This window comes from Methanoculleus sp. UBA303 (assembly GCA_002501655.1).
Classification (GTDB): Archaea; Halobacteriota; Methanomicrobia; order Methanomicrobiales; family Methanoculleaceae; genus Methanoculleus.
In genome coordinates this window covers 21,426-42,069 of the sequence record DANY01000038.1, presented here as the reverse complement: position 1 = coordinate 42,069, position 20,644 = coordinate 21,426, and the positions used below count along the sequence as shown (strand labels likewise).

Below are 20,644 nucleotides of genomic sequence, written 5' to 3'. Positions count from 1 at the left end.
GCATGCGCTGCTCCATCTGCGAGAACCGGTGCGTCATCCCGCCCGGGGGGACCGGGCGGTGCAGGATGTACACAAACGAGGGCGGGACGATCGTCGAGCGGTTCCCCGACCGCTACATCGCGGCCATGCCGATATCCATCGAGACGATGCCGCTCTGCCATTACCACCCCCGGGAGACGTTCCTGCAGGCGAGCGGCATCGGGTGCACCTTCTCCTGCGGCGGGTGCATATCCGAGACGGTCGCCCACCACGCCGAGGCCGTCTCCGGGGCCCTCAGGCATATCCCGCCCGGCGCCCTGGTCGGGCGCGCCCGGGAGGAGGGGTGCCGGGGGATAGCGTTCTGCCTCAACGACCCGACCGCCATGCACCAGACCTTCCTCGGGGTGGCCAGGGCGGCGCACGATGCGGGCCTCCTCGTCGGGTGCGCAACGAACGGCTACTACACAGAGGAGGCTCTCCGCGACCTTGCGTCCGCCATCGACTTCGCAAACATCGGGCTGAAGGGGGCGTCCGATGCGTGCTACCGCGCGTGCGGGGCGGTCTCGGCGGAACCCGCCTTCCGGACGGTGCGGACGCTTGTTGAAGCAGGCGTCCATGTCGAGGTCTCCTGCATCCATGCCCGGGGCGGTGACGACGAGATCCGCACCGCGGCCGCCCGGGTTGCGGCGGTATCCCCCGATATACCGTTCCTCGTCATGCGGTTCATACCGTTCGGTGACGAGCCGCCGGAGAGGGAACCGACGATCGCGGAGTCGGAGCGGATCTGCGACGACCTGCGGGAGACGCTCTCCTACGTCTACCTCTTCAACTCGCCCGGGACCGGCTACCTCGATACGGCGTGCCCGTCCTGCGGAAAGACCGTCGTCCGGCGGGAGTTCTTCGGGCCGATGGGAGCGCGGACGATCGCGATCCCGGCGGACGCCCGGTGCTCCTGCGGGTTTTCTCTCCCCGTGGCCGGGAGTATCGGGGAGACACCCTACGCCGAGCCCGGTATGATGGGCGGCTACCGGTTCACCCGGGCGCTCGAGATGATCCACGCCGTCCTCGTCTGCCTCGGGGTGGAGTCCGATGCCGACCTTGCCCGGATCTGGGCCGGGGTGATCCGGGACGACTACATCAGAGACCTCCACGGGAAGATCCAGCGGATAGACGGATATATCGCTCTTGTCCGGGAACTCGGGGAGCGGGCGGGCCGCCCCGAAGCGGCGGAGAGGCTTGCTACCTACATAAGCGACCGGGTTGCGGCGGTCTCGTCGGCGGTCGAGGGGTGCCCCCGGCCCCGGGTCTACTACTCGATGGGGACGCCGCTCTTCGCCCTGAACGCCGAGCGGTTCGAGATGGATCTCGTGGAAGCAGCTGGCGGCGACCCCGTCAACCGCAGGATCGTGCGTGCCGGGAAACCGGGCGTCAACATAACCCCGGAAGAGTTTGCCGCGTTCAACCCCGAGTACATATTCATATCCGGGTTCCTCTCCGCACCGGCCTCGGATTACCTTGCGGCGTGCCGGAGGATGGGGCTCTCTGCCGACGCCGTCGAGCACGGCCGGGTCTACACCCTCCCGCCGGGCTGGGACTTCGGCAACCCCCGCTGGGTCCTCGGTCTCTCCGCCATCGCCGGCACCCTCCACCCGGAGCGCGCCGGGTCCGATCTCGCCGCAGAACAGGACCGGTTCTACCGGACGTTTTACGGGACCGGCGCGGCAGGGACCGCCGGGAACCGGTCCTTCTACCGCCCGTAAGCGGGCAGGGCGGGCGCGGTCCCGGGGTGGTTCGCCCGGGCCGTTACGCCACCTCCCTGCCCCGGCAGCCGCACGGGTTCATCGGGATGCAGACCGTCCGCCCAGCCTCCTTGATGTAGTGGACGCAGATATCGACCCCGTAGGCTTCACGGAGGTTCTCCTTCGTGATGACGTCCTCGGCCCGGCCCTGCGCGATCAGCCTGCCTTTATTGAGGATGGCGGCCGAATGCGAGACCAGGAAAGCGTGGTCGGGGAAGTGGGTGCACATCAGGATGGCGATCCCGTCGGCGGCGAGCTGGTCGATAGTCGCTATCGTCTTCATCTGGTTGCCGACATCGAGGTGCGACGTCGGTTCGTCGAGGATGAGCAGCGACGGCTCCTGGGCGAGAGCGCGGGCGATCATCACCATCTGCGACTCCCCCCCTGACATCTCGGAGATGGACTTCTCCCGGAGATGGGTGATCCCGATCCGCTCAAACGCCTCCTCCGCCTTCTCGTAGTCTTCCTCTTTCGGGACCGAGAAGGCCGATATATGGGGGGCTCTCCCCATGAGGACGAAATCGAGCGCCGAGAACGGGAAGACGGCACGGTGGGCCTGGGGGACGTAACCGACCTGCCGCGCGACCTCCTCGGGCCGCATATCGGCGACCCGGCGGCCGTCGATCTCCACCGCCCCACCCTGGAGCCTGAGGATGTTTAAGATGCACTTGATCAGGGTCGATTTTCCGGTCCCGTTCCTCCCGAGGAGGGAGAGGACCTCTCCTCTCCGGAGGGAGAGGGAGATATCTTCGAACTGTTTTGTGATGCCGTCGTACGAGAACGAGGCGTTGTTGACGTTCAGAATCATGATATCCAGCCTACCTTTTTGCGTGTTAAGAGGTATGCGAAGAATGGCGCACCGATGAGCGACGTCAGGATGCCGAGGGGGATCTCGGCTACGGTCAGGGTTCTTGCGATATCGTCAACGATCAGGATGAAAGAAGCCCCGATAACGGCCGATACGGGGATGAGTTTCCGGAAGTCGGGGCCGACGAGCATCCTTCCTATGTGGGGGACGACGAGGCCGACCCAGCCGATGATCCCGCTGATACAGACCGCGGAGGCGGTGATGACGGTCGAGGCGATGATGAGCACCACGGTCATCCTCTTTGTGTCCAGCCCGAGCGCCTGCGCCTCCTCTTCGCCGACCGCGAGGAGGTTGATTCGCCACCTGACGAGGTAGAGGCAGAGAGCGCCGAGAAGGATCGGCGGGGCGACCGCGACGATGTCGGCGTTCGAGACCGCGGAGAGACTTCCCATCAGCCAGAAGACTATCGCGGGCAGGGTGTCGTAGGGGTCGGCGACGTATTTGGTGAGGGATATGAAGGCGGAGAAGAGTGATCCAACGATGATCCCCCCGAGGACGAGGACGAGGGTCGAGCCCTTGCCGATGGCCCGACCGATGCCGTAGGTGACGGCGACCGCGAGGATCCCGAAGAAGAAGGCGGAGACCTGGATGACCCAGGGATTGCCGGAGAGGAGGATCCCGAGCGCCGCCCCAAACCCTGCGCCGGCGGACACGCCGAGGATATCGGGGGAGACAAGGGGGTTCCTGAAGAGTCCCTGGAACGAGGCCCCGGCGATGGCGAGCCCTCCCCCGACGAGCATCGCCGCTATCAACCGCGGGAGCCTGATCTGGAAGACAACCGTCTGTTCTGATGCTCCCCAGGTCTGCTCGAAGGAGGGGAGGAGGACCTGCTGACCGGAGGCGGCCGAGAGCAGGGACGACGCACCGTCGAAGAATGCGTTCACCGATCCGATGACGAGGATCCGGAAGGTCTCCACCGGGTCCATCATGTATCTCCCGAAGAAGAGGGAGAAGAGGAAGAGGGCAACTGGGAGGAGGTAGATCGCCTTCCCTGCCGGGATGAACCGGAGGACGGCCTCGTGAACCGGCATGCCGCCATGCGAAGCAATCCACGGGAGATTGATCGTGACGCTCTCCCCGGGCTCCTGCCCGGCCTCCACGGTCGGTTCTTTCCCGCGGGTCATCGCGCGTACCAGTCCATACCATGGATCTGGATATCACGTTTATTTAATTTTATGTTAATGTAAATGACACAATGTTTACTTAGGTGATAAAAGGGTTTGGTCGAAACCCTGTTCCGGGCGTGGCGGTGACGTGCGGAACCCCACATCTCCCGGGGGTCATCGCCAACCACTGATGCGCTGGATGCTGGATACGGGTGGACCCAGGCCCCCGATGACCCCCGGCCAAGGCCTCCGGTGCTCAAACTCAGTTCCCCGCGCGAGGCGATGCCCACCATGGTCCACTGCCCGGGAGGAGTCCGGGGAAAAGCCAGATCAAGTCGAGCCTGCAACCACCTCCAGCCAGGAGGTCGTTTTCATGAGTGCAGCCTCCTGCACAGCCTCATTGGACCATTTCATCTAACTTTCCAGGTGCACCATAGCCTCACGCGAAGAGCGCGAAGCCTTGACGTCTGTGAGGTTGCTATCTCATGCGCGTGTCGCCCGGCGCGGCATGTATCCCGGGCCGGCAGACATTTTTCATCCGGTATGCCCGGTCACATGCGTGATTCAAGTGAGAAAAAAGCGGGGGTGTTCCGGCAGTGCCTGTTGTTATTCTGCTCTTTTGAAACGGGTGCGGATCCTCCTCAACCCTCGGGGCAGTAGCGCCGCCGCAGGATTGCCGGGGCGCCCGGGGAAACTCCGGCGGCCGCATCAGCGAGCAGCGGGGGATCGCCGGCTATGCGGCCCCGGGGAAGCGGAGGCACCAGGACCGTGGAAGCCGTCTGCGCTTCCCGCCACTCCCAGACAGCATCCATCACGTCGCCTGCCGTCGCCATTACGCTCGCGGTCCTGACGTCCACCACAACGGGGTTTCTAATCTCCCAGCACTGAATGACCGTGTCGAGAAGCCGGCGCCGGACCGTCCAGATCATGGGGGGATGCGGGAGCGTGACCAGGCGGTCGATCTGCCTGGCCCAGACTGCACCCTCGAGTTCGAACCGTCCCACCTCATCGATGACCACGAGGTCGGTCTCCCGGGGGTCCGGCGGCGCGAGCGCCCGGCGGCCGAATGCAAGCCCTTCGGGCCGGAAGTAGAATCGGCCGTGGACCTCGCACCGCGGGTCGGGGTCGATCGATGAGAGTTCCTCGTGCTCGCCGGTGGCGAGGTCGACGAGGGTAAACCCGGACCTCCTGCCGTCCCGTACGTGGCCGGGAGCGAGGACGCCCCGGACCCGGACGTGCAGCCCGACGGTGAGCCCGAGGACCTGGTGCAGGAATGTCGTCTTGCACTGGCCCTGCTCGCCGGTGATGATGAATACCGGTGTCTCCTGGCTCATCGGGGGAAACCCCCCCTACAGAGGGTTGAATATGGGGATACGGGTCTATCCCGGCCGGGGTCCGGGTTGACGGTCGGGGAGACGTTCGCTCCGGAGTACATGGATATACTTCTGTGGCTTTCGTATAAAATACTTTTACTTTTGAGTGTTGTTTAAATGATCTAATTTACATCTTGCGAGGCCGGTTGCCGGCCCCGCAACCCATATGCGGGGTCAGGTACCAGGGGGTGCTCATGGACCAGGAGAAAACCTGCCATGCCTGTAGAAAGAACCTCGTCCCGCACGAAAGAGAACCGGAAACGGTGTCGCCGGGGGACGACGCCCTCTCCGGGGCCGACCGCGAGCTTTCGAACCTCGACCTGATCGAGCAGGTCTGCAGGACGACGACGCTCGAGGATCCGCTCGAGATTGCCTGCAGGATCATGCGAAGCCCGCAGATCGGCCTCCACGGCCCGGAGCACCACTTTCTCGTGCCGGGTGTCCTGATCGCGGCCTACTACAACCACCGGGGAAATCCGGAGAAGAAGGAACCAGCCCTCCGGCAGGCGAGGAAGCGAGCAGAAGCCGTCCAGCCGGCCTTCTGCGGGACGCACGGAACCTGCGGTGCGGCGATCGGCACCGGGATCTTCATGAGCCTGATCACGCACTCCGGCCCGTTGAAGAAGGAGGAGTGGTCGCTCTCAAACCAGATGACGGCGCGGAGCCTGACGGCGATCGCCGCAAGCGGCGGGCCGCGCTGCTGCAAGCGAGATTCGTGGCTTGCGATCGGCGAGGCAGTGAGGTTCCTCGCCGAGAAGTGCGGGATCAGCCTGCCGGTGATGGAGCACATCGCGTGCGAGTATGCCACAATAAATCGCGACTGCACGGGATACGAGTGCCCGTTCTACCCCGGTGAAGACACCGGCGCGTGAAGGGGGCATACTCCCCTCCATCAGTATAAGTAGCAACGGGGGACAATACCATACGGAGTTATGCCTATGGCAGGAACGAACGGAACGAGGGTCGTGCTCCACACGACCATGGGCGATATCGTCATCCGGCTCTACGACGATATGCCGGTGACTGCGGGAAACTTTGCAAAATTGGCCCGATCCGGGTTCTACGACGGCACGATCTTCCACCGGGTCATCGCCGGGTTCATGATCCAGGGTGGCGATCCGACCGGCACCGGGACAGGCGGGCCGGGCTACACCATCACCGATGAGTTCGTGAAGGGCCATTCAAACACCCGGGGGACGATCGCCATGGCGAACACCGGTCGCCCGAACACCGGCGGCAGCCAGTTCTTCATCAACCTGGTGAACAACGATTTTCTCGACTGGGATAACCCCAGGACGCCGAGCGCCCACCCGGTCTTCGGCGAGGTTGCCGAAGGGCTCGCCGTCGTCGATAAGATCGGGAAGGTGAAGACGAACTCCGCCGACAAGCCGAAGGTCCCCGTCCGGATAGAGAAAGCGGAAGTCCTGGAGTAACCCTTCGACTCATGAGTCGCAGCGACGCCGGCGCCGGCCGCCGGAACCCGGGCGTGGTCGAGGAGCGGATAGGCTACGCCTTCACAGACCGCTCGCTCCTCGAGCGGGCGCTCACTCGCCTCGCCTATACCCTGGAGGCGGGTCTCCCCCCCGACGCCCACATGGACGCCCTTGCGACCCTCGGCGATGCGGTCATCAACGTGGTGGTCGTGGAGGCGGTGGTCGTGGGCGGGGCGCACGACAAGGGCGCGATCAGCAACCGGAAGATGAACCTGGTGAACATGACCCGGCTCCGCGGGCTCGCGGAGGGCCTCGATCTCGGGGACTACGTCCGCTGGGGAAAGGGCGAGGCCGCTCAGGCGGTCTGGACGTCCGGCCGGGTTCTCGCCGAGTGCCTGGAGGCGCTCGTCGGCGCCGTCTACCTGGACGGCGGGATGGAGGCGGCCGCCGGGGTGCTCCGGCGGCTCGGGCTCACGGCGAAGGCGTAATCCCCTCCCCCTCACTCTTCTCCCCTGGCGCCCGAACCCCGGCCGGCGGCCGCATCAGGAGCCAGGCGGCGGCAAATCCCACGACGGCGAGCGCCGCGACCCACGGAAAGACCCCGAGGTAGGTCCCGGTCGCTGTCCTGATAAACCCCGCAAGCTGCGGCCCGGCGATGGCGCCGGCACCGTAGGCGAGGAAGACGACCCCGTAACACCGCGGGTAGTCGCATGTTCCGAAGTAGGACGCGGTCGCGGTCGGCGCGATGGCAAGCCAGCCCCCGAGGCACCCCCAGAGGACGGCGAACGCGACGATGTAGGCGGGCACCCCCGGCGCGAGCCAGATCAGGACCGATGCGGCCGCGATCAGACCAAACGTCAGCATCGCCGTCTTTTGGGGAGGTATCCGGTCGGCGAGGCTGCCGAACACCGGCCGTCCTAGCCCGTTGAAGACGGCGAAGAACCCGACGAGGACCGTCGCAAGCCCCGCATCGATCCCGGCCACCTCGGTCCCGACCGGCTTTGCGATCGAGATCGCAGTGAGCCCCGCGAGGCAGCCGATGAAGTAGCAGGCAAAGAGGCCGTAGAAAGCCCCTGTCCGGAGCATCGCCCTTCTATCGCACTCGCAGAGCGGTGTCGTGCCGACCCCGGGCGCGGGAGGGGACCATCCCGCCGGCCGCCAGCCTTCCGGCGGGAACCGGAGCGGCAGGGCCGCGAGCACCAGCACGGCGGCGAGCGCGACCCCGAAGATCCCGAACGTCGTCATCACCCCGTACGCGGCGATCAGCGCCCCCGCGGCGTTTGCGGTGACAAACGCCGAGATCCCGAACCCAAGGAGGGCAAGCCCGACAGCAAGCCCACGCCGGTCCGGGAACCACCGGGCCGCCACGGCGACCGGCGCCCCGTAGGCGATACCGACCCCGATCCCCCCAACAACACCGTAGACGACGTAAAGGGCCTCGACCGACGTCGCCGTCGAGGCGAGAAGCCACCCGAGGCCGGTGAGGAGCCCGCCGACGACTGTTACTCTCCGGGGGCCGTAGCGTTCGATGTACTTCCCGGCGAGCGGCATCGCTATGGCGAAGAAGGCGAGGAAGACCGAGAACGGGAGAAGCACCTCACCCGCTGTCACCTCCCGGCCGAGCGTCGCGGTGAAGTGCGCCGCAAGCGGCGCCACAAATACGCTCCAGGAGTAGATGCTCCCGAGGCAGAGGTTGATGAGGAGGCCGAGGGCCACGAGGCCCCACCGCCCCCTCTCCGCGGGCATGCCTAAGACCTTCGGTGTGTCAGGCATGGTTCTTCCTCACGACGATGAGGTGGGTCACTCCTCCAGGGTGGATATGTCCCCCGGGTCCATGCCGAGTTCCCGGGCCTTCAAGACCCGGCGCATGATCTTGCCGCTTCGGGTCTTCGGGAGCCGGTCCATGTACTCGATCTCGGCCGGCACTGCGACGGGCCCGAGACTTTTCCGGACATGGCGAGCGAGTTCGGCGGAGAGGCCGTTGCTCGGGCTCGCGCCGACGCGGAGGGTGACGAACGCCTTGATGGTGTTCCCCTTCAGGGGGTCGGGCTTCCCGATGACAGCCGCCTCCGCCACCGCATCGTGGGAGACAAGCGCGCTCTCGACCTCCGCGGTGCCGATGTTGTGCCCGGCGACGACGATCAGGTCGTCGGCCCGCCCGAGGACCATGATGTAGCCGTCCTCGTCCTTCACCGCCAGGTCTCCGGCCGTGTAGCAGCCCGGGATGGTCTCCCAGTAGGCACGATAGCGTTCATCGTTCCGGTAGACCGTCCGGAGCATGGCGGGCCAGGGTTCCCGTATGACCAGGAACCCGCCGGTGCCGGGAGGGACAGGATTCCCTGCTCTGTCGACCACATCCACGACGGCCCCCGGTATGGGTTTTCCGGCAAACCCCGGTTTCATCGCCTCGCCGATCATCGTGGTGATGAGGTGCATCCCGGTCTCGGTCTGCCACCAGGTATCCACGATCGGGCAGTGCCCGCCGCCGATCTGGTGATAGTACCACTCGAACGCCTCGGGGTTGAGGGGTTCGCCGACGGAGCCGAGCACCCGCAGCGTTGAGAGGTTGTACTTTGCCGGCCACTCGTCGCCGTAGCGCATGAACATCCGGATCGCCGTCGGAGCGGTGTAGAAGATCGTCACCCCGAGGTCCTGGACCAGCCGCCAGTAGGCGCCCGGGTCCGGGTAGTCGGGCGTCCCTTCGACGATGACGACGGTCGTCCCGACCGCGAGCGGGCCGTAGACGATGTAACTGTGACCGGTGATCCAGCCGGGATCGGCGGTGCACCAGTAGACGTCGGTCTCCTTGATGTCGAAGTCGTGGCGGGCGGTGTAGTAGGTCCCGACCATGTAGCCCCCGCAGGTATGCACGATGCCTTTCGGCGCGCCGGTCGAGCCGCTCGTGTAGAGGATGAAGAGCGGGTCTTCCGAGTCCATCGCCTCCGCCGGGCAGTTCGGCGCCGCTCCGGCCATGAGGTCGGCGTAGTCGATCTCCCGGGCGGGGTCGAGGTCGGCCGCCGGGGTTTCGCGCCGGAGGACGACGACCTTCTCGACGCACGGCGCATGGGTGAGCGCTTCATTTGCGATCTCCCGGAGCGGGACGGCTTTCCCCCGCCGGTAGGCAACGTCTGCGGTGATGAGGACCTTTGCCTCCGCGTCGTTGATCCGCATCGCAAGCGCGTCCGACCCGAACCCCCCGAAGATCACTGAGTGGACGGCCCCGATACGAGCGCAGGCGAGCATCGCGACGATCTGCTCGGGGACGAGCGGCATGTAGATGCACACCCGGTCGCCCTTTTTGATGCCGAGGTTGATGAGGCCGTTTGCAAACCGCATCACCTCACGGAGGAGGCCGTCGTAGGTGAGCCTCCGTTCCTCTCCCTGCTCGCCGCGCCAGACAATCGCCGGCTTATTCTTCCGGTCGCTGGTGACGTGACGGTCCAGACAGTTGTAGGTGATGTTGAGTTTCCCGTTGACAAACCACTTTGCGTAGGGGTAGTTCCACTCCCTGACCCGGTCCCACGGCTTAAACCAGGAGAGTTCACGGGCGACCCGGTCCCAGAAGGCCTCCGGGTCGTGCATGAACTCCTGATACGCCAGGGTGTAGTCCGGCGTCCAGGCGGTCGCCTTACACCGGGGATCGGGGAGGTAGCGTTTCTCTTCCAGTTTGACGGCAAACGTCCCTGTCATCTTCCCACGTTCCTGCATGACGAATCATGCCAGATTTGCCCGGTCGATACCCGTGCAGGTCCTGACACCGTGCAAAAGCGGCAATCTTCCGGGCCAATCGATCTCCTGATCGATGGGCCCGTGATCGTGCTCCCATACGGATTGGTCACCGGCACGCTCTCTGCCGGTTCCCATCAGGGTGCAACCTTTCCGGGCGCCTTCTCCCGTATGGCCACCCTCTCATTTGACATGATCTATCATGTATAATTTATCATGATCAATAATGTATAATCTGATGATAAATGTTGTGGTCGGCAGAATGAACGGAGTCAGGCTGTGTGACTGCTCCCCCGCTGAAGTGGAGAGTCCCCTGCCGGTGCTATCCCGGAAACCGGGCACCATAAAGGGGAGGCAGGCTTTTTGGGCGTCGCTATATGGCCCGGCCCGGCCAGAACGTGGTAGTGGTTCCTGGTTCCGCCCCGGCTACAGCCACCCTTTCCGGTTGATCGCCACAGCGAGGAGCGAGGAGACGATCAGGGAGAGGATAATGATGATAAGAAACCCGTAGGGCTCGTCCTGCAGGGGAACCGGGACGTTCATTCCGAGGAAACTTGCGATCATCGTGGGGATGGCGAGGATGATGGTTATCGAGGTGAGGAGTTTTAAGACGTTGTTGAAGTTGTTCGATATGATCGAGGCGAAGGCGTCCATCGTCTCCGTGAGGATCGTCGAGTAGGTGTTCGCCATCTCGATCGCCTGCTTGTTCTCGATGATGACGTCCTCGAGGAGGTCGGTGTCGTCCTCATACATCCGGAGCGGCTGGAACGTCAGGGTCTTGTCGAGGACAATCTGGTTGCTCCGGAGCGACGTCGAGAAGTAGACCAGGCTCTTTTTTAAGTTCATCAACTGGATCAGTTCTCGGTTCCGCATCGACTGGTTCAATTCGGCCCCAATCCGATCGGATATCCGCTCGATCTGACGCAGGTACTGGAGGAAGTAGGATGCGTTCCGGAAGAGGATCTGCAGCACGAACCGGGTCTTCTTGAAGGTGTAGAACAACTTCACCCGCCCGTTCACGAAGTCCTGGATGATCGCGTTCTCGCGAAGGCAGACCGTGACGATGGTATCGGGGGTGACGATGATCCCGAGCGGCATCGTCGTGTAGAGGATCGTCTGCTCCGGGTAGGGCATCGGTATATCGATGACGATCAGGGTGATGCCGTCCTCGGTCTCGGTCCGCGGACGCTCCTCCTCGTCGAGCGCCGCCCGGAGGTAGTCCCCGGGAACGGAGAGCCGGTCCGAGACCTCCCTGATCTCGTCTGCAGAGGGGTTGACCATGCAGACCCACGAACCGGGCTCGAACTCTCCCGTCTCCTCTGTCCGTGGCGTTGGGGCCGCTTCAACCGTGCGGTAGATCTGGAACAAACCTGGTCTCCCTCCTCACCTGCGGGGCGTAAAACCCGTAATAAGGATTTATCGGTTCAGCGAGATGAATCCTCTGATCCGGTGCGCTCGCCGTCGTCCCGTTGCGGCCGGCCGGGCAGTCTTAAAAAGAGGAGGGGGTTCTTCACCGCCGTTTCAGCCAGAATCCGGCGCTTATCGCGCCGATAACAAGGAAAACCAGTATGACGGGGACGAGAGGCGTGCTGGCGGTCGGATCGGCGACCGCATCCTGCACCTCCCGCATCACGTGACCGCTCACCTCCTGCGCTGCCTTCGACATATCGCCGGCCACCTCATCGACCGTCTTCCCGACCCCCGATGCATCTGTCGCGTTGGTGGCCTGGTCTCCCGTGCCGGAAGGGATCGGCGTGAATGTAGGGAGCGTCTTTGATGTGGCGGAATGGGAGGAGGAGCTCGTACCGCTGCTGCCGGAATCGGGCGCCTGAGGCGCGGGGATCTGGTTCTGGATGTAGGCGTCCAGCTGGAGGTTCCCGCAGGTGTGGTGGCAGCACGTCACGCCGTGGAGTTCCACCGACTGCTGGAACTCCTCTGCGAGGTGCTGCAGAACTTCGGCTTCTGGACTCCAGTATCCCTTTCTGGCAGCATCCAGCATCCTCGCGGTGATCGACTGGTACACGTAGGGGTTGTGTGCGCTGAAGAACTCCTTCAGGCCGAGGTCGTATTGGTCTTTCGCGTATGTCTCGTAGACGCTGTTCCACATCTCCTCGGTGATCAGGTCCGGCATCGTAACGTCCCAGATCCACATGTTTTCTACAAACGCCTCCATATAGCGGGCTCCGTCGAAACCCTGATCCATCATCCCGCCTATCCATTCGGGATTGAGGTACCGGGAACGGAGATCACGACTGAGAAATCGCTGGAGCGTCTCTAATTTCTGGTTCTGGGCATCTCGCTGGTTATTGATATACATATCGGGGGAGGTTCCGGAGACACTCTTCACCGCCAGGTTCAGCCCTCCAAAGTAGGCCGCAACCATCGGGTGTTCCAGCGTCCCGTAGAGGTTGGATGTCCTGGAGAAGACGGCGGTATCCACCTCACCCAGGTTTGCACGGAAGACATCCGCGTACTGCTCCCCCCAGATCGTACTCCCGTAGATATGCCCCATCCGGTTGATGTAGAGCTCGGCGAGGTCTTCGGGGTTGCTCCAGGTGTCGGTGGCTCCGGTGGCGGACTGTATCCCCGGGGTATACGAACCCGGCGGCGGGCAGAAGATACGGGAAACTGCAAGTTCACGTGCTGTCTCCTCATCGTAACCTCTGCTGATGAGGTCCTGGTAGATCGCCGCGGTATGCTCTTTGACGTAGTTTGGCGTTGCACCGTCGTCGGCAGCGGCGGCAAGCCGCACAGCTTTGTCGATCAGGATTAGTTTGCTGGCATACATATCCCGGTATATGCCTGACGTGACGACGAGGACATCGATACGGGGACGGCCGAGCTCCGTGGATGGGATGAGTTCCACGTCCTTCACGCGGCCGTATTTTTCGTCCCAGACGGGCTTCACGCCGAGGAGATAGAGAATCTCGGCCTCCATGGTTCCCTGGTGGCGTGACGTCTCGACCGACCAGAGTAGGAATGCCACCTTGTCGGGATAGGCTCCGTGTGCTGCCACGTGCGCTGCAAGCAGATCATCCCCGAGCTTCTGTCCGACCGTCCAGGCGGCTTTGGTGGGGACGATCCGGTCGTCGAACGTGTGGAGGTTTCTGCCGGTCGGAAGTGCGTCCGGGTTGCGCACCGGGTCGCCGTTCGGGCCTGGTGGGATGTACTTCGCCTCGAGGGCGTCCAGGATGCGGGGTATCTCGATGCTACAGCCTTCGATCCGGTTCCTGTAGTCCAGCGCCAGGTTAAGATCACTGGTGATATCCGCATGGGGGCCGCCCAGGCATGCCGTCTGCGCGTCATTTGGGGACGTGCCGTTGATGACCACTTCGGTAAGGAGTGCCAGGCGGGTCTCCTCGCCGTTGCCGGTTGCAGCGACATGGTCGGCGAACGGTCTCCCCAGCATCCCGTCTATCATGGCGACGAGCTGATCGCCGGCAGGGATTTCGCTGAGCGTGTGGGAGCCATAGGGCATGAACGTGGTCTTTAGTTCAGTTAAATATTCGTCAAGGTCATCGACAAAGGCGTCGAATGCAGCACTATCGCTCTCCAGCGTCTGGATGTCGGCCCCGAGATCTGTGGCGAGATCAAGATCCCTGACGGCGGTGATGATATCGGACCTGTACTCGGCCTTTACCGCCTCGTCAACGACCGTCCGGTAATTAGTGATTGCATCGTCAAGGTCGGCGAGTGGGCCGTAGAGGCCTGACGGAACGATGGTCGGGGTCAGGAAGTCGACGATCGCCATGTTTGCGCGGCGCCGGTCAAAGATACCTTCCGCATCCATCGGAAGAACATGGACATGCGGCATATCGCCCATCAGCAGGGCGCCCCAATCGTCGGCTGCGAGCCCCGATTCTTTTCCGGGCATCAGGCAGATGTTGCTGAAGATAGAGAATATTGCATCGGCCTCGTACACCCGGTCCATGTAATAGTAGAAGGCCAGATACTGGTGCGTCGGGGGAACCGATCCGTCGTGGTACATCACACTTGTATTCTGGTCCCAGCCCCACATGGGGTGAGGCGCCAGAAGAACGTTGCCAAACCGGATTGTCGGTATAACGAGCGAACGTGTCCCGCCGTTTTCATAGACCATGATCTCGCCGGGGGGCTCGCCCCAGATATCGACCATCTCCTGGCGCTTTGTAGCGGGCAGTTCGTTGAACCATGCGAGATACTGGTCTTCCGGGATCAGGATCACATCGCCGGCCTCGACGCGGCGGTTCAGTTCCTCCTGTGCCCAGGTCCCGATGTTGTAGCCCTTTGTGGCCATCAGTTCTGCAAGTTCATCTCGGTCTGGGAGGGGTTCGGAGCCGAGATCGTATCCCCGGTCCTGCATTGCTTTAAGGAGGCTGGCAAGGCTGGCCTGCGCGTTGAGGTAATAGTCGATATCCGCACCGACCATGGCTTTCCCGGCCTCTTCACAGTAATAGGGGATGACGATCTTCTTCTCTGCATTGCACGTTCGGTGCAGGCTTGCCCAGCCGAGGGTGCGCTCCGTCAGCCATGCCACCTGGTCGTCGAACGGCTTGTAATAGGGCTCGCCGGTGATGGGGTTGGGTTCGGTGCCTGCGAAGACGATGGGTTCGATGGTGCCATCGAGCTCCGCCATAACCAACTGGTATGCCTGCTCCGGCCCGACACCGTGTGGGCTCTCTCTCCAGGTCGTCTCATTGACGTCGTAGAAAAGCCTGACTGCATTCAGCACGGGGATGTTGAGGTCCTTTAGGTTCTCGATCCCCCGGTCCGGGTCGCTGTAGTCAAGCCGGGACCCCTTCGATATGAGCACGGCCGCATCGATGAGTACCTCTCTGTTATTGAGAAAATATCCGATACGAACCGGGTCTTTGTAGTGATAGCTGGCCACGATGACGTTGGCGCCTTCGGCCTCAAATGACCGGACCAGAGCGTCAATCATCGGACCGTCCCGGGCCATGTACTTATAGTCACCGGTGATGATGCCGACAGTCGGGCGTGTCGCGTCGTATCCGCCGGAAGCGGTGTACCAGTCCAGATACTCTGCCGACGTGGCGAATATCCGGGGCGCGTCTGGGTGGTAGATGCCGTACACCGGCCGCTTCTGGGGAGGTGCCACGTCTGCTGTAATGTTACAGTAGGTGACCCCGATATAGCGTGCAAGGTTGTTGAAGTTTACATCTGAAGGATACTCCAGGTACTCGGTGATATTGGTTACAGCCGGATCGGTCGGGTCGACGGTATGCAGGCTGTAACTCTGCATGAGCGGCCCGCAGGCGATGACGACACTTCCGTTATCCCGCGCAACCAGTACGGTATCGCGTAGGGCCTCGACGGCCGGTGCAGCCAGGTTTGAGAGGAGGATGACGTCGTTCCCATCGAGACTGAAAGAGAGATCCTCGTTTGACACACCCAGATACGCAGAGATATCCATTACAGACTGAATTGCGGGATCTCCGGAGACCGACGCCATGCCCGACACTTCAGATGGACGGGAGAAGACGTACGCGATCCTTGGCCTGCCGGGCGGCGGGACGGGATCTGCAAGGTCGTGGCTTGCGTTGTAGATACGGTTATCCAGGGCAAGGAGGAGCTGTTCGAGGTTCGCCTCCCCGCCGTAGAGCCAGTATCTTTCGAGAACTTCATCTGCAGGGGCACCGAAGGCCATGCCTCTGGGGAGGTCGCAGGTGATTACCGTGGCGTTTCCACCGGCTGTGCCGTTGATACGGGCAGCGGTCTCATTGCCGATGGATGCGGCAAAGATAAGCGGTTCCCCGGCGAAATCGTGCCGGATTGCCTCTTCTTCGGAGAAGAGGGAGACGTTCAACGGGGCGCTTCCGGTCACGTTGGTGATCGCTGCCCTCCTCTGGCTGTCGCCCGTGACGATCGCTATCCTGTTCTCCGGGACGTCCTCCTGCAGAGACCCGGTCGTGTTCCCTGCACCAGCGGGAGTTCCGGAGTCCCCCAACGGGAGCGGGTCGCCGGCGGTTGCTGTCGGGGTCGGGGTCCCCGTTGCGTTCCCGGATTCGTCAGGGAGTGGCGTCTCCTCCCCCTCTTCAGGGGCTGCAGGCTCCTCTGTTCCGGCCGCTTTCGGCATCGAAGGACTTTCAACCGGGTTCCGGGTATCCAGCCCGTTCGTTCCATTCTCCGAAACTTCTCCGCTCCCGGCCGGGTCCGCGGCGCCTTCACCCGCCGCAGGCGCGACCAGGAGCAGCGTGATCATAATCAGCGCCCATAACCAGTACAGGTTGCTTTCTTTCGTAACTCTCATACGTTAGCCTCTTTTCCTCCCGGAGCCGCCTGCTGCGGCCGGGCATTTACTAAATATATTTTTAGATAGATCAAGTAAGCTTGCTTATTAATAAGCGTTACGGCTTTGGGCGGTAGAAGAGGCCCATTTAGGGCAAAAAAGAGTTATTTATCTTCGTTTCCATCATCGGGGACGTAGATGATCTCGCCGTTTTCCAGGCGGTACGCCGTGCCCATACGGCTGCCCTGGCCTCCGGCGAGCTTCTCGGTCATATTCAGCACTTTGAGCGTCTTTCCTTCCTTGATGATGATCTGCATATTCGGCTGCCCCGGGTTTTTCACGACCGTGATCTCCGATTCGTCGTCAAGGAGCTCGGGAATGCTGTAGGAGACGACGAGCATGACCAGGAGAGCGACGGCAAAGACCATGGCGACGTCAAAGAGGTTGGCGACGCCGGAGAGGGGATCCTCGTCCTCGTCGTCGAGGATGATGCGACGTCTTCTCATGCCACCATCCTCGCCACGTATTCCATGTCGCTTAAGTCCTGCACGTACCACCGGCGCTTCGTCAGCATGATGGCATAGGCGATGCCCCCGGCAAACAGACCAAGCACGGTCGTGCTGAATGCGATGACCAGGTTGGATGCCAGCGCCTCGACGTTCCCTGCCGAGAGGCCCATCAGTGCGGGGCCGAGGGGTATCAGCGTTCCCATGAGCCCGAGCATGGGGGCTGTCCGTGTCAGGATCTTGAGCCGCTCCAGTTCAGCCGCAATGCGTATCTCGTAGTCCTGGAGGAGTTTTTCCGACTCGATTGAGAACCGATCGTCACCGAGAAACTTCGCAAGGTCGCCGATGAACGATCTGAGGAGAGGGTTTGATCCTGATGCCGCCATCGCCTCTGCGGCCTCACCATACGATTGGGCCTCGATAAGCGCTCGGGTCTCCCGGCACCCGGCCCTGAGCCGCCCGGGATCCCGCGTTCTTCCCGAGTACTCGGATATGAACTGGCCGAGAGCTGCCAGTGTCCAGACGACGAAGACGAGGAGCAGGATGATTACGGGATAGAGCAGCGCCCCGGATATGGTGAACATGGTCTCCATGATCAGTGCTGATGGATCCATCATCTCCCTCCTGGACGCGTTGCTGCATGCCGTAATCTGTCGGCAAGCGCCCCGAGCAGGATCAGGGCAGCCATCAGGCCGAATGCGGCGAGCATGCCGGTCGGATCGGTTGCGGTGCTGAATGCCGGCGCACTCTGCGCCTGAAGGTAAGCCGGGACAACGAGAAGGCAGAGCAGGTAGAAGAGACCGAGAAAGAGCATGACGTTACCCAGGGTGGACGGGTTTTTCGTGCCGGTCTTTGTTGTGATCCAGCTCGTGCCCGCTCCCCCTCCGATAATTCCTGCAAAGAATATACCCCCGGCGACGGCGCCCGCCATAATGCCGCTCACCCCGGCGGTCTCGGTGAAGAAGAGGCACGCAAGAAACGTTGCAGCAAGGCATGCCGGGCAGGGAAGGGACATCAGGAGAAACGTCCGGCGCGATATATCCTTCCGGTCCGACAGCCATGTCTTCTTCGTCTCGATCCCGAAATAGACGAGCGCGAGCCCGATGATGAGGTGCATGATAAGGCCGAGCCCGACGATCTGCTCCGTCAGGGTGAGCGGGACACTGCCCACAACCGCCCCTATGATGAGCGCCGCGAGCGCGTACACGGATGCAAAGCAGAGCATCTCGCGTATCCGCAGTCCCGAAAGTCCACACCCAACCCCGCTCTTCAATGCCAGAAGGGCGGTGCCGCCGAAGATGCCGGCGGTGAGAACGTTGACAAAGTTACTCATAATTATTTAAGTTTGCGCAACTACACTTTATAAAATGGGCGGGTTCGGATCTAAAACTGTAGCCCGTCGTCCTGCAAATTGGGCATACAACTCCGTACCTGCTTATGCCGGGTGATGTAGCAGTACAACCGCGCCCGCCCGAATACTACCCGGACGGGGTTTGCCAGAAAAAGAAAGATTGAGATTAGATGACCAGGATCAGCGGCGCAAAGACCAGCGCGACCATGGCCATCAACTTTAAGAGAATGTTCAGGGACGGGCCCGACGTGTCCTTGAAGGGGTCGCCAACGGTGTCGCCGACGACCGCTGCCTTGTGGGCCGGGGAACCCTTTCCGCCGAGGTGGCCCTGCTCGATGTACTTCTTTGCGTTATCCCAGGCCCCGCCGGCGTTCGCCATCGTGACAGCGAGGAGGAACCCGGATGCAAGCGAGCCTACGAGCAGGCCGCCGAGGGCTTCGGTGCCGAGGATGAACCCGATGGTGAGCGGCGCGGCGACGGCGAGGACACCGGGCAGGATCATCTCACGCAGCGCCGAGTGGGTGGATATGGCGATGCAGGAGGTGTAGTCGGGGTCGGTCGTCCCCTCCATAAGGCCGGCGATCTCCTTGAACTGGCGCCGGACCTCGTGGACGATGCTGTACGCGGCCTTGCTGACTGCCATCATCGTGATGGAGCAGAAGAGGAAGGGAAGCATCGCACCGATCAGGAGACCGATGAAGACATTCGGAACCGAGACGTCGATGATCGAGAGACCGACCGCCTGGGTGTAGGCGGCGAAGAGGGCGAGCGCCGTCAGCGCCGCGGAGCCGATAGCGAACCCCTTGCCGATGGCGGCGGTGGTGTTGCCGACGGCGTCCAGGGTATCGGTGATCTCACGGACTTCGGGCTTCTGGTGGGACATCTCGGCGATACCGCCGGCGTTGTCGGCGACGGGGCCGTATGCGTCGACGGAGAGGGAGATGCCGAGTGTCGAGAGCATGCCGACGGCAGCGATCGCGATACCGTAGAGCCCGGCGACCTGGTACGAGATGTAGATCGCAACGGCGATGATCAGGACCGGCCAGACGGTGCTCTCCATCCCCTTCGCAAACCCGGTGATGATGGTGGTCGCGGCCCCGGTCTCGCTCGACTTCACGATGGCGAGAGTCGGTTTCCGGTCAAAGGAGGTGTAGTACTCGGTGATCAGGCCGATACCGAACCCTGCGACGAGACCGGCGATGGTGGCGTAGAAGACCCCGATGTACTCCGCCCCGAGGAGCGAGTTCACCAGGAAGTAGGTGGCGACGACGACCAGGATGAGCGCGGAGAGGAGGCCCTTGTTGAAGGCCAGGTGGATGGCGCTGCTCTCGGTCTTGTTGGTCCTGACGAAGAACGAGCCTATGATGGACGCAACGATACCGACCGCGGCGATGAGCAGCGGGAGGATGATCACGTTCATGACGTCGGCGTTCGGGAACTGCGTGGCCGCGACGGCGACGCCGAGGACCATCGCCGCGATGATCGAGCCGACGTAGGACTCGTAGAGGTCCGCACCCATGCCGGCGACGTCGCCGACGTTGTCGCCGACGTTATCGGCGATGACGGCCGGGTTCCGGGGGTCGTCCTCCGGAATGCCCGCCTCGACCTTGCCGACAAGGTCGGCGCCGACGTCTGCGGCCTTGGTGAAGATACCGCCGCCGACACGGGCAAAGAGGGCGATCGAACTTGCCCCGAGACCGAATCCGGTCACGATGGTGAGGACTTCAGCCTGGGTAAGCCCGGTGAATGTGCTGATGACCATATACGCGAGCGAGAGCCCGAGAAGCCCGAGCCCGACCACGGCCATGCCCATGACCGAGCCGCTCGCAAACGAGACCCGGAACGCATCCGCGATCCCTCTCCGTGCGGCGTTCGTGGTCCGGACGTTTGCAGCCGTGGCGGTGAACATGCCGATGTAGCCGGCGGCCGCCGAGAGCACTGCGCCGAGAACGAAGCAGGCGGCGGTGAGCGGGTTAATCCAGATCCCGAGGACGACGGCAAGTACGACGACGAATAGTGCTATAGCGCGATACTGTCTGTTCAGGTAGACCATTGCTCCCGCATGGATGGCGGCAGCAATTTTCTGCATTAATTCGGTACCCGTGCCCTCCCGCTTGATACTCATATACGAGTACCCTGCGAACAGGAGAGCGAGAATGGCACCCACAGGTGCCAGATACACAAGATCCATCTCTCTGCATTCCTCCGATAGAGTACCATATACAAAGGGATTCAACATTTTTAAATATGTGGAAAGCATCCGGGGAAAATTAG

The 20,644-nt window shown here is 62.6% G+C and carries 15 protein-coding genes; 4 read left to right on the top strand and 11 right to left on the bottom strand.

The window, feature by feature from the left end; translation table 11 throughout:
- Window positions 1–2: 2 nt before the first annotated feature.
- Window positions 3–1,739 carry an ABC transporter substrate-binding protein gene (locus BP846_RS09440; protein ID WP_292394748.1) on the top strand — a complete coding sequence of 579 codons (1,737 nt, stop codon included), beginning with the start codon at window positions 3–5 and terminating at the stop codon, window positions 1,737–1,739.
- A 43-nt stretch (window positions 1,740–1,782) separates the two neighbouring features.
- Here the strand turns inward: BP846_RS09440 and BP846_RS09435 are convergent, their stop codons facing one another.
- The 3 genes from BP846_RS09435 to BP846_RS09425 form a co-directional block, all read right to left on the bottom strand.
- Complete coding sequence (locus BP846_RS09435; RefSeq protein ID WP_292394747.1) at window positions 1,783–2,586, bottom strand: ABC transporter ATP-binding protein; 804 nt, start codon at window positions 2,584–2,586, stop codon at window positions 1,783–1,785.
- Entirely contained in the window at window positions 2,583–3,770 is a 1,188-nt protein-coding gene (locus BP846_RS09430) for a FecCD family ABC transporter permease (RefSeq protein ID WP_292394745.1), read from the bottom strand. Before BP846_RS09430 ends, BP846_RS09435 begins: the two co-directional genes overlap by 4 nt.
- 623 nt (window positions 3,771–4,393) lie before the next feature.
- Window positions 4,394–5,086, bottom strand: a complete 693-nt coding sequence (locus BP846_RS09425; protein ID WP_292394743.1) for a nucleoside-triphosphatase — start codon at window positions 5,084–5,086, stop codon at window positions 4,394–4,396.
- A 233-nt stretch (window positions 5,087–5,319) separates the two neighbouring features.
- Here BP846_RS09425 and BP846_RS09420 point away from each other — a divergent pair, with 233 nt between their 5' ends.
- The 3 genes from BP846_RS09420 to BP846_RS09410 all read left to right on the top strand — a co-directional run bounded on the left by BP846_RS09420 (window position 5,320) and on the right by BP846_RS09410 (window position 7,046).
- A complete protein-coding gene (locus BP846_RS09420) occupies window positions 5,320–5,997 on the top strand; it encodes a DUF5714 domain-containing protein (RefSeq protein ID WP_292394741.1) in 678 nt (225 codons plus the stop codon).
- 66 nt (window positions 5,998–6,063) lie between these two features.
- Window positions 6,064–6,558, top strand: coding sequence for a peptidylprolyl isomerase (locus BP846_RS09415; RefSeq protein ID WP_292394739.1), 495 nt, complete (start codon window positions 6,064–6,066; stop codon window positions 6,556–6,558).
- Between the two features lie 11 nt (window positions 6,559–6,569).
- The gene (locus tag BP846_RS09410) at window positions 6,570–7,046 is read left to right on the top strand and encodes a ribonuclease III domain-containing protein (RefSeq protein WP_292394737.1); all 477 of its coding nucleotides are present in this window, start codon (window positions 6,570–6,572) and stop codon (window positions 7,044–7,046) included.
- On the opposite strand, the gene BP846_RS09405 is transcribed toward BP846_RS09410, so the two are convergent.
- From BP846_RS09405 to BP846_RS09370, 8 genes are all read right to left on the bottom strand, one after another.
- Window positions 7,030–8,331 carry an L-lactate MFS transporter gene (locus tag BP846_RS09405; protein ID WP_292394735.1) on the bottom strand — a complete coding sequence of 434 codons (1,302 nt, stop codon included), beginning with the start codon at window positions 8,329–8,331 and terminating at the stop codon, window positions 7,030–7,032. The two genes, BP846_RS09410 and BP846_RS09405, sit on opposite strands and share 17 nt — an antisense overlap.
- Window positions 8,332–8,358: 27 nt before the next feature.
- A complete protein-coding gene (gene acs / locus BP846_RS09400; RefSeq protein ID WP_292394733.1) occupies window positions 8,359–10,248 on the bottom strand; it encodes an acetate--CoA ligase in 1,890 nt (629 codons plus the stop codon).
- A gap of 462 nt (window positions 10,249–10,710) precedes the next feature.
- Complete coding sequence (locus BP846_RS09395; RefSeq protein ID WP_292394731.1) at window positions 10,711–11,652, bottom strand: magnesium transporter CorA family protein; 942 nt, start codon at window positions 11,650–11,652, stop codon at window positions 10,711–10,713.
- Window positions 11,653–11,794: 142 nt separating this feature from the next.
- Window positions 11,795–16,534: a cobaltochelatase subunit CobN gene (locus BP846_RS09390; protein WP_292394729.1), complete on the bottom strand. Its 4,740-nt coding sequence runs from the start codon at window positions 16,532–16,534 to the stop codon at window positions 11,795–11,797.
- A 143-nt stretch (window positions 16,535–16,677) separates the two neighbouring features.
- The gene (locus tag BP846_RS09385; RefSeq protein ID WP_292394726.1) at window positions 16,678–17,019 is read right to left on the bottom strand and encodes a DUF2149 domain-containing protein; all 342 of its coding nucleotides are present in this window, start codon (window positions 17,017–17,019) and stop codon (window positions 16,678–16,680) included.
- Window positions 17,016–17,636, bottom strand: coding sequence for a MotA/TolQ/ExbB proton channel family protein (locus BP846_RS09380; protein WP_292394725.1), 621 nt, complete (start codon window positions 17,634–17,636; stop codon window positions 17,016–17,018). Before BP846_RS09380 ends, BP846_RS09385 begins: the two co-directional genes overlap by 4 nt.
- Window positions 17,633–18,352, bottom strand: coding sequence for a DUF2162 domain-containing protein (locus BP846_RS09375; protein WP_292394722.1), 720 nt, complete (start codon window positions 18,350–18,352; stop codon window positions 17,633–17,635). The genes BP846_RS09380 and BP846_RS09375 overlap by 4 nt, the downstream gene beginning before the upstream one ends.
- 184 nt (window positions 18,353–18,536) lie before the next feature.
- Window positions 18,537–20,561: a sodium-translocating pyrophosphatase gene (locus BP846_RS09370; protein WP_292394721.1), complete on the bottom strand. Its 2,025-nt coding sequence runs from the start codon at window positions 20,559–20,561 to the stop codon at window positions 18,537–18,539.
- Window positions 20,562–20,644: the final 83 nt, after the last annotated feature.

Coding starts and splice junctions, on each gene's coding strand:
- BP846_RS09440 (WP_292394748.1), top strand. CDS start 3: ATGCGCTGCTCCATCTGCGAGAACCGGTGCGTCATCCCGCCCGGGGGG.
- BP846_RS09435 (WP_292394747.1), bottom strand. CDS start 2,586: ATGATTCTGAACGTCAACAACGCCTCGTTCTCGTACGACGGCATCACA.
- BP846_RS09430 (WP_292394745.1), bottom strand. CDS start 3,770: ATGACCCGCGGGAAAGAACCGACCGTGGAGGCCGGGCAGGAGCCCGGG.
- BP846_RS09425 (WP_292394743.1), bottom strand. CDS start 5,086: ATGAGCCAGGAGACACCGGTATTCATCATCACCGGCGAGCAGGGCCAG.
- BP846_RS09420 (WP_292394741.1), top strand. CDS start 5,320: ATGGACCAGGAGAAAACCTGCCATGCCTGTAGAAAGAACCTCGTCCCG.
- BP846_RS09415 (WP_292394739.1), top strand. CDS start 6,064: ATGGCAGGAACGAACGGAACGAGGGTCGTGCTCCACACGACCATGGGC.
- BP846_RS09410 (WP_292394737.1), top strand. CDS start 6,570: ATGAGTCGCAGCGACGCCGGCGCCGGCCGCCGGAACCCGGGCGTGGTC.
- BP846_RS09405 (WP_292394735.1), bottom strand. CDS start 8,331: ATGCCTGACACACCGAAGGTCTTAGGCATGCCCGCGGAGAGGGGGCGG.
- acs (WP_292394733.1), bottom strand. CDS start 10,248: ATGACAGGGACGTTTGCCGTCAAACTGGAAGAGAAACGCTACCTCCCC.
- BP846_RS09390 (WP_292394729.1), bottom strand. CDS start 16,534: ATGAGAGTTACGAAAGAAAGCAACCTGTACTGGTTATGGGCGCTGATT.
- BP846_RS09385 (WP_292394726.1), bottom strand. CDS start 17,019: ATGAGAAGACGTCGCATCATCCTCGACGACGAGGACGAGGATCCCCTC.
- BP846_RS09380 (WP_292394725.1), bottom strand. CDS start 17,636: ATGATGGATCCATCAGCACTGATCATGGAGACCATGTTCACCATATCC.
- BP846_RS09375 (WP_292394722.1), bottom strand. CDS start 18,352: ATGAGTAACTTTGTCAACGTTCTCACCGCCGGCATCTTCGGCGGCACC.
- BP846_RS09370 (WP_292394721.1), bottom strand. CDS start 20,561: ATGGATCTTGTGTATCTGGCACCTGTGGGTGCCATTCTCGCTCTCCTG.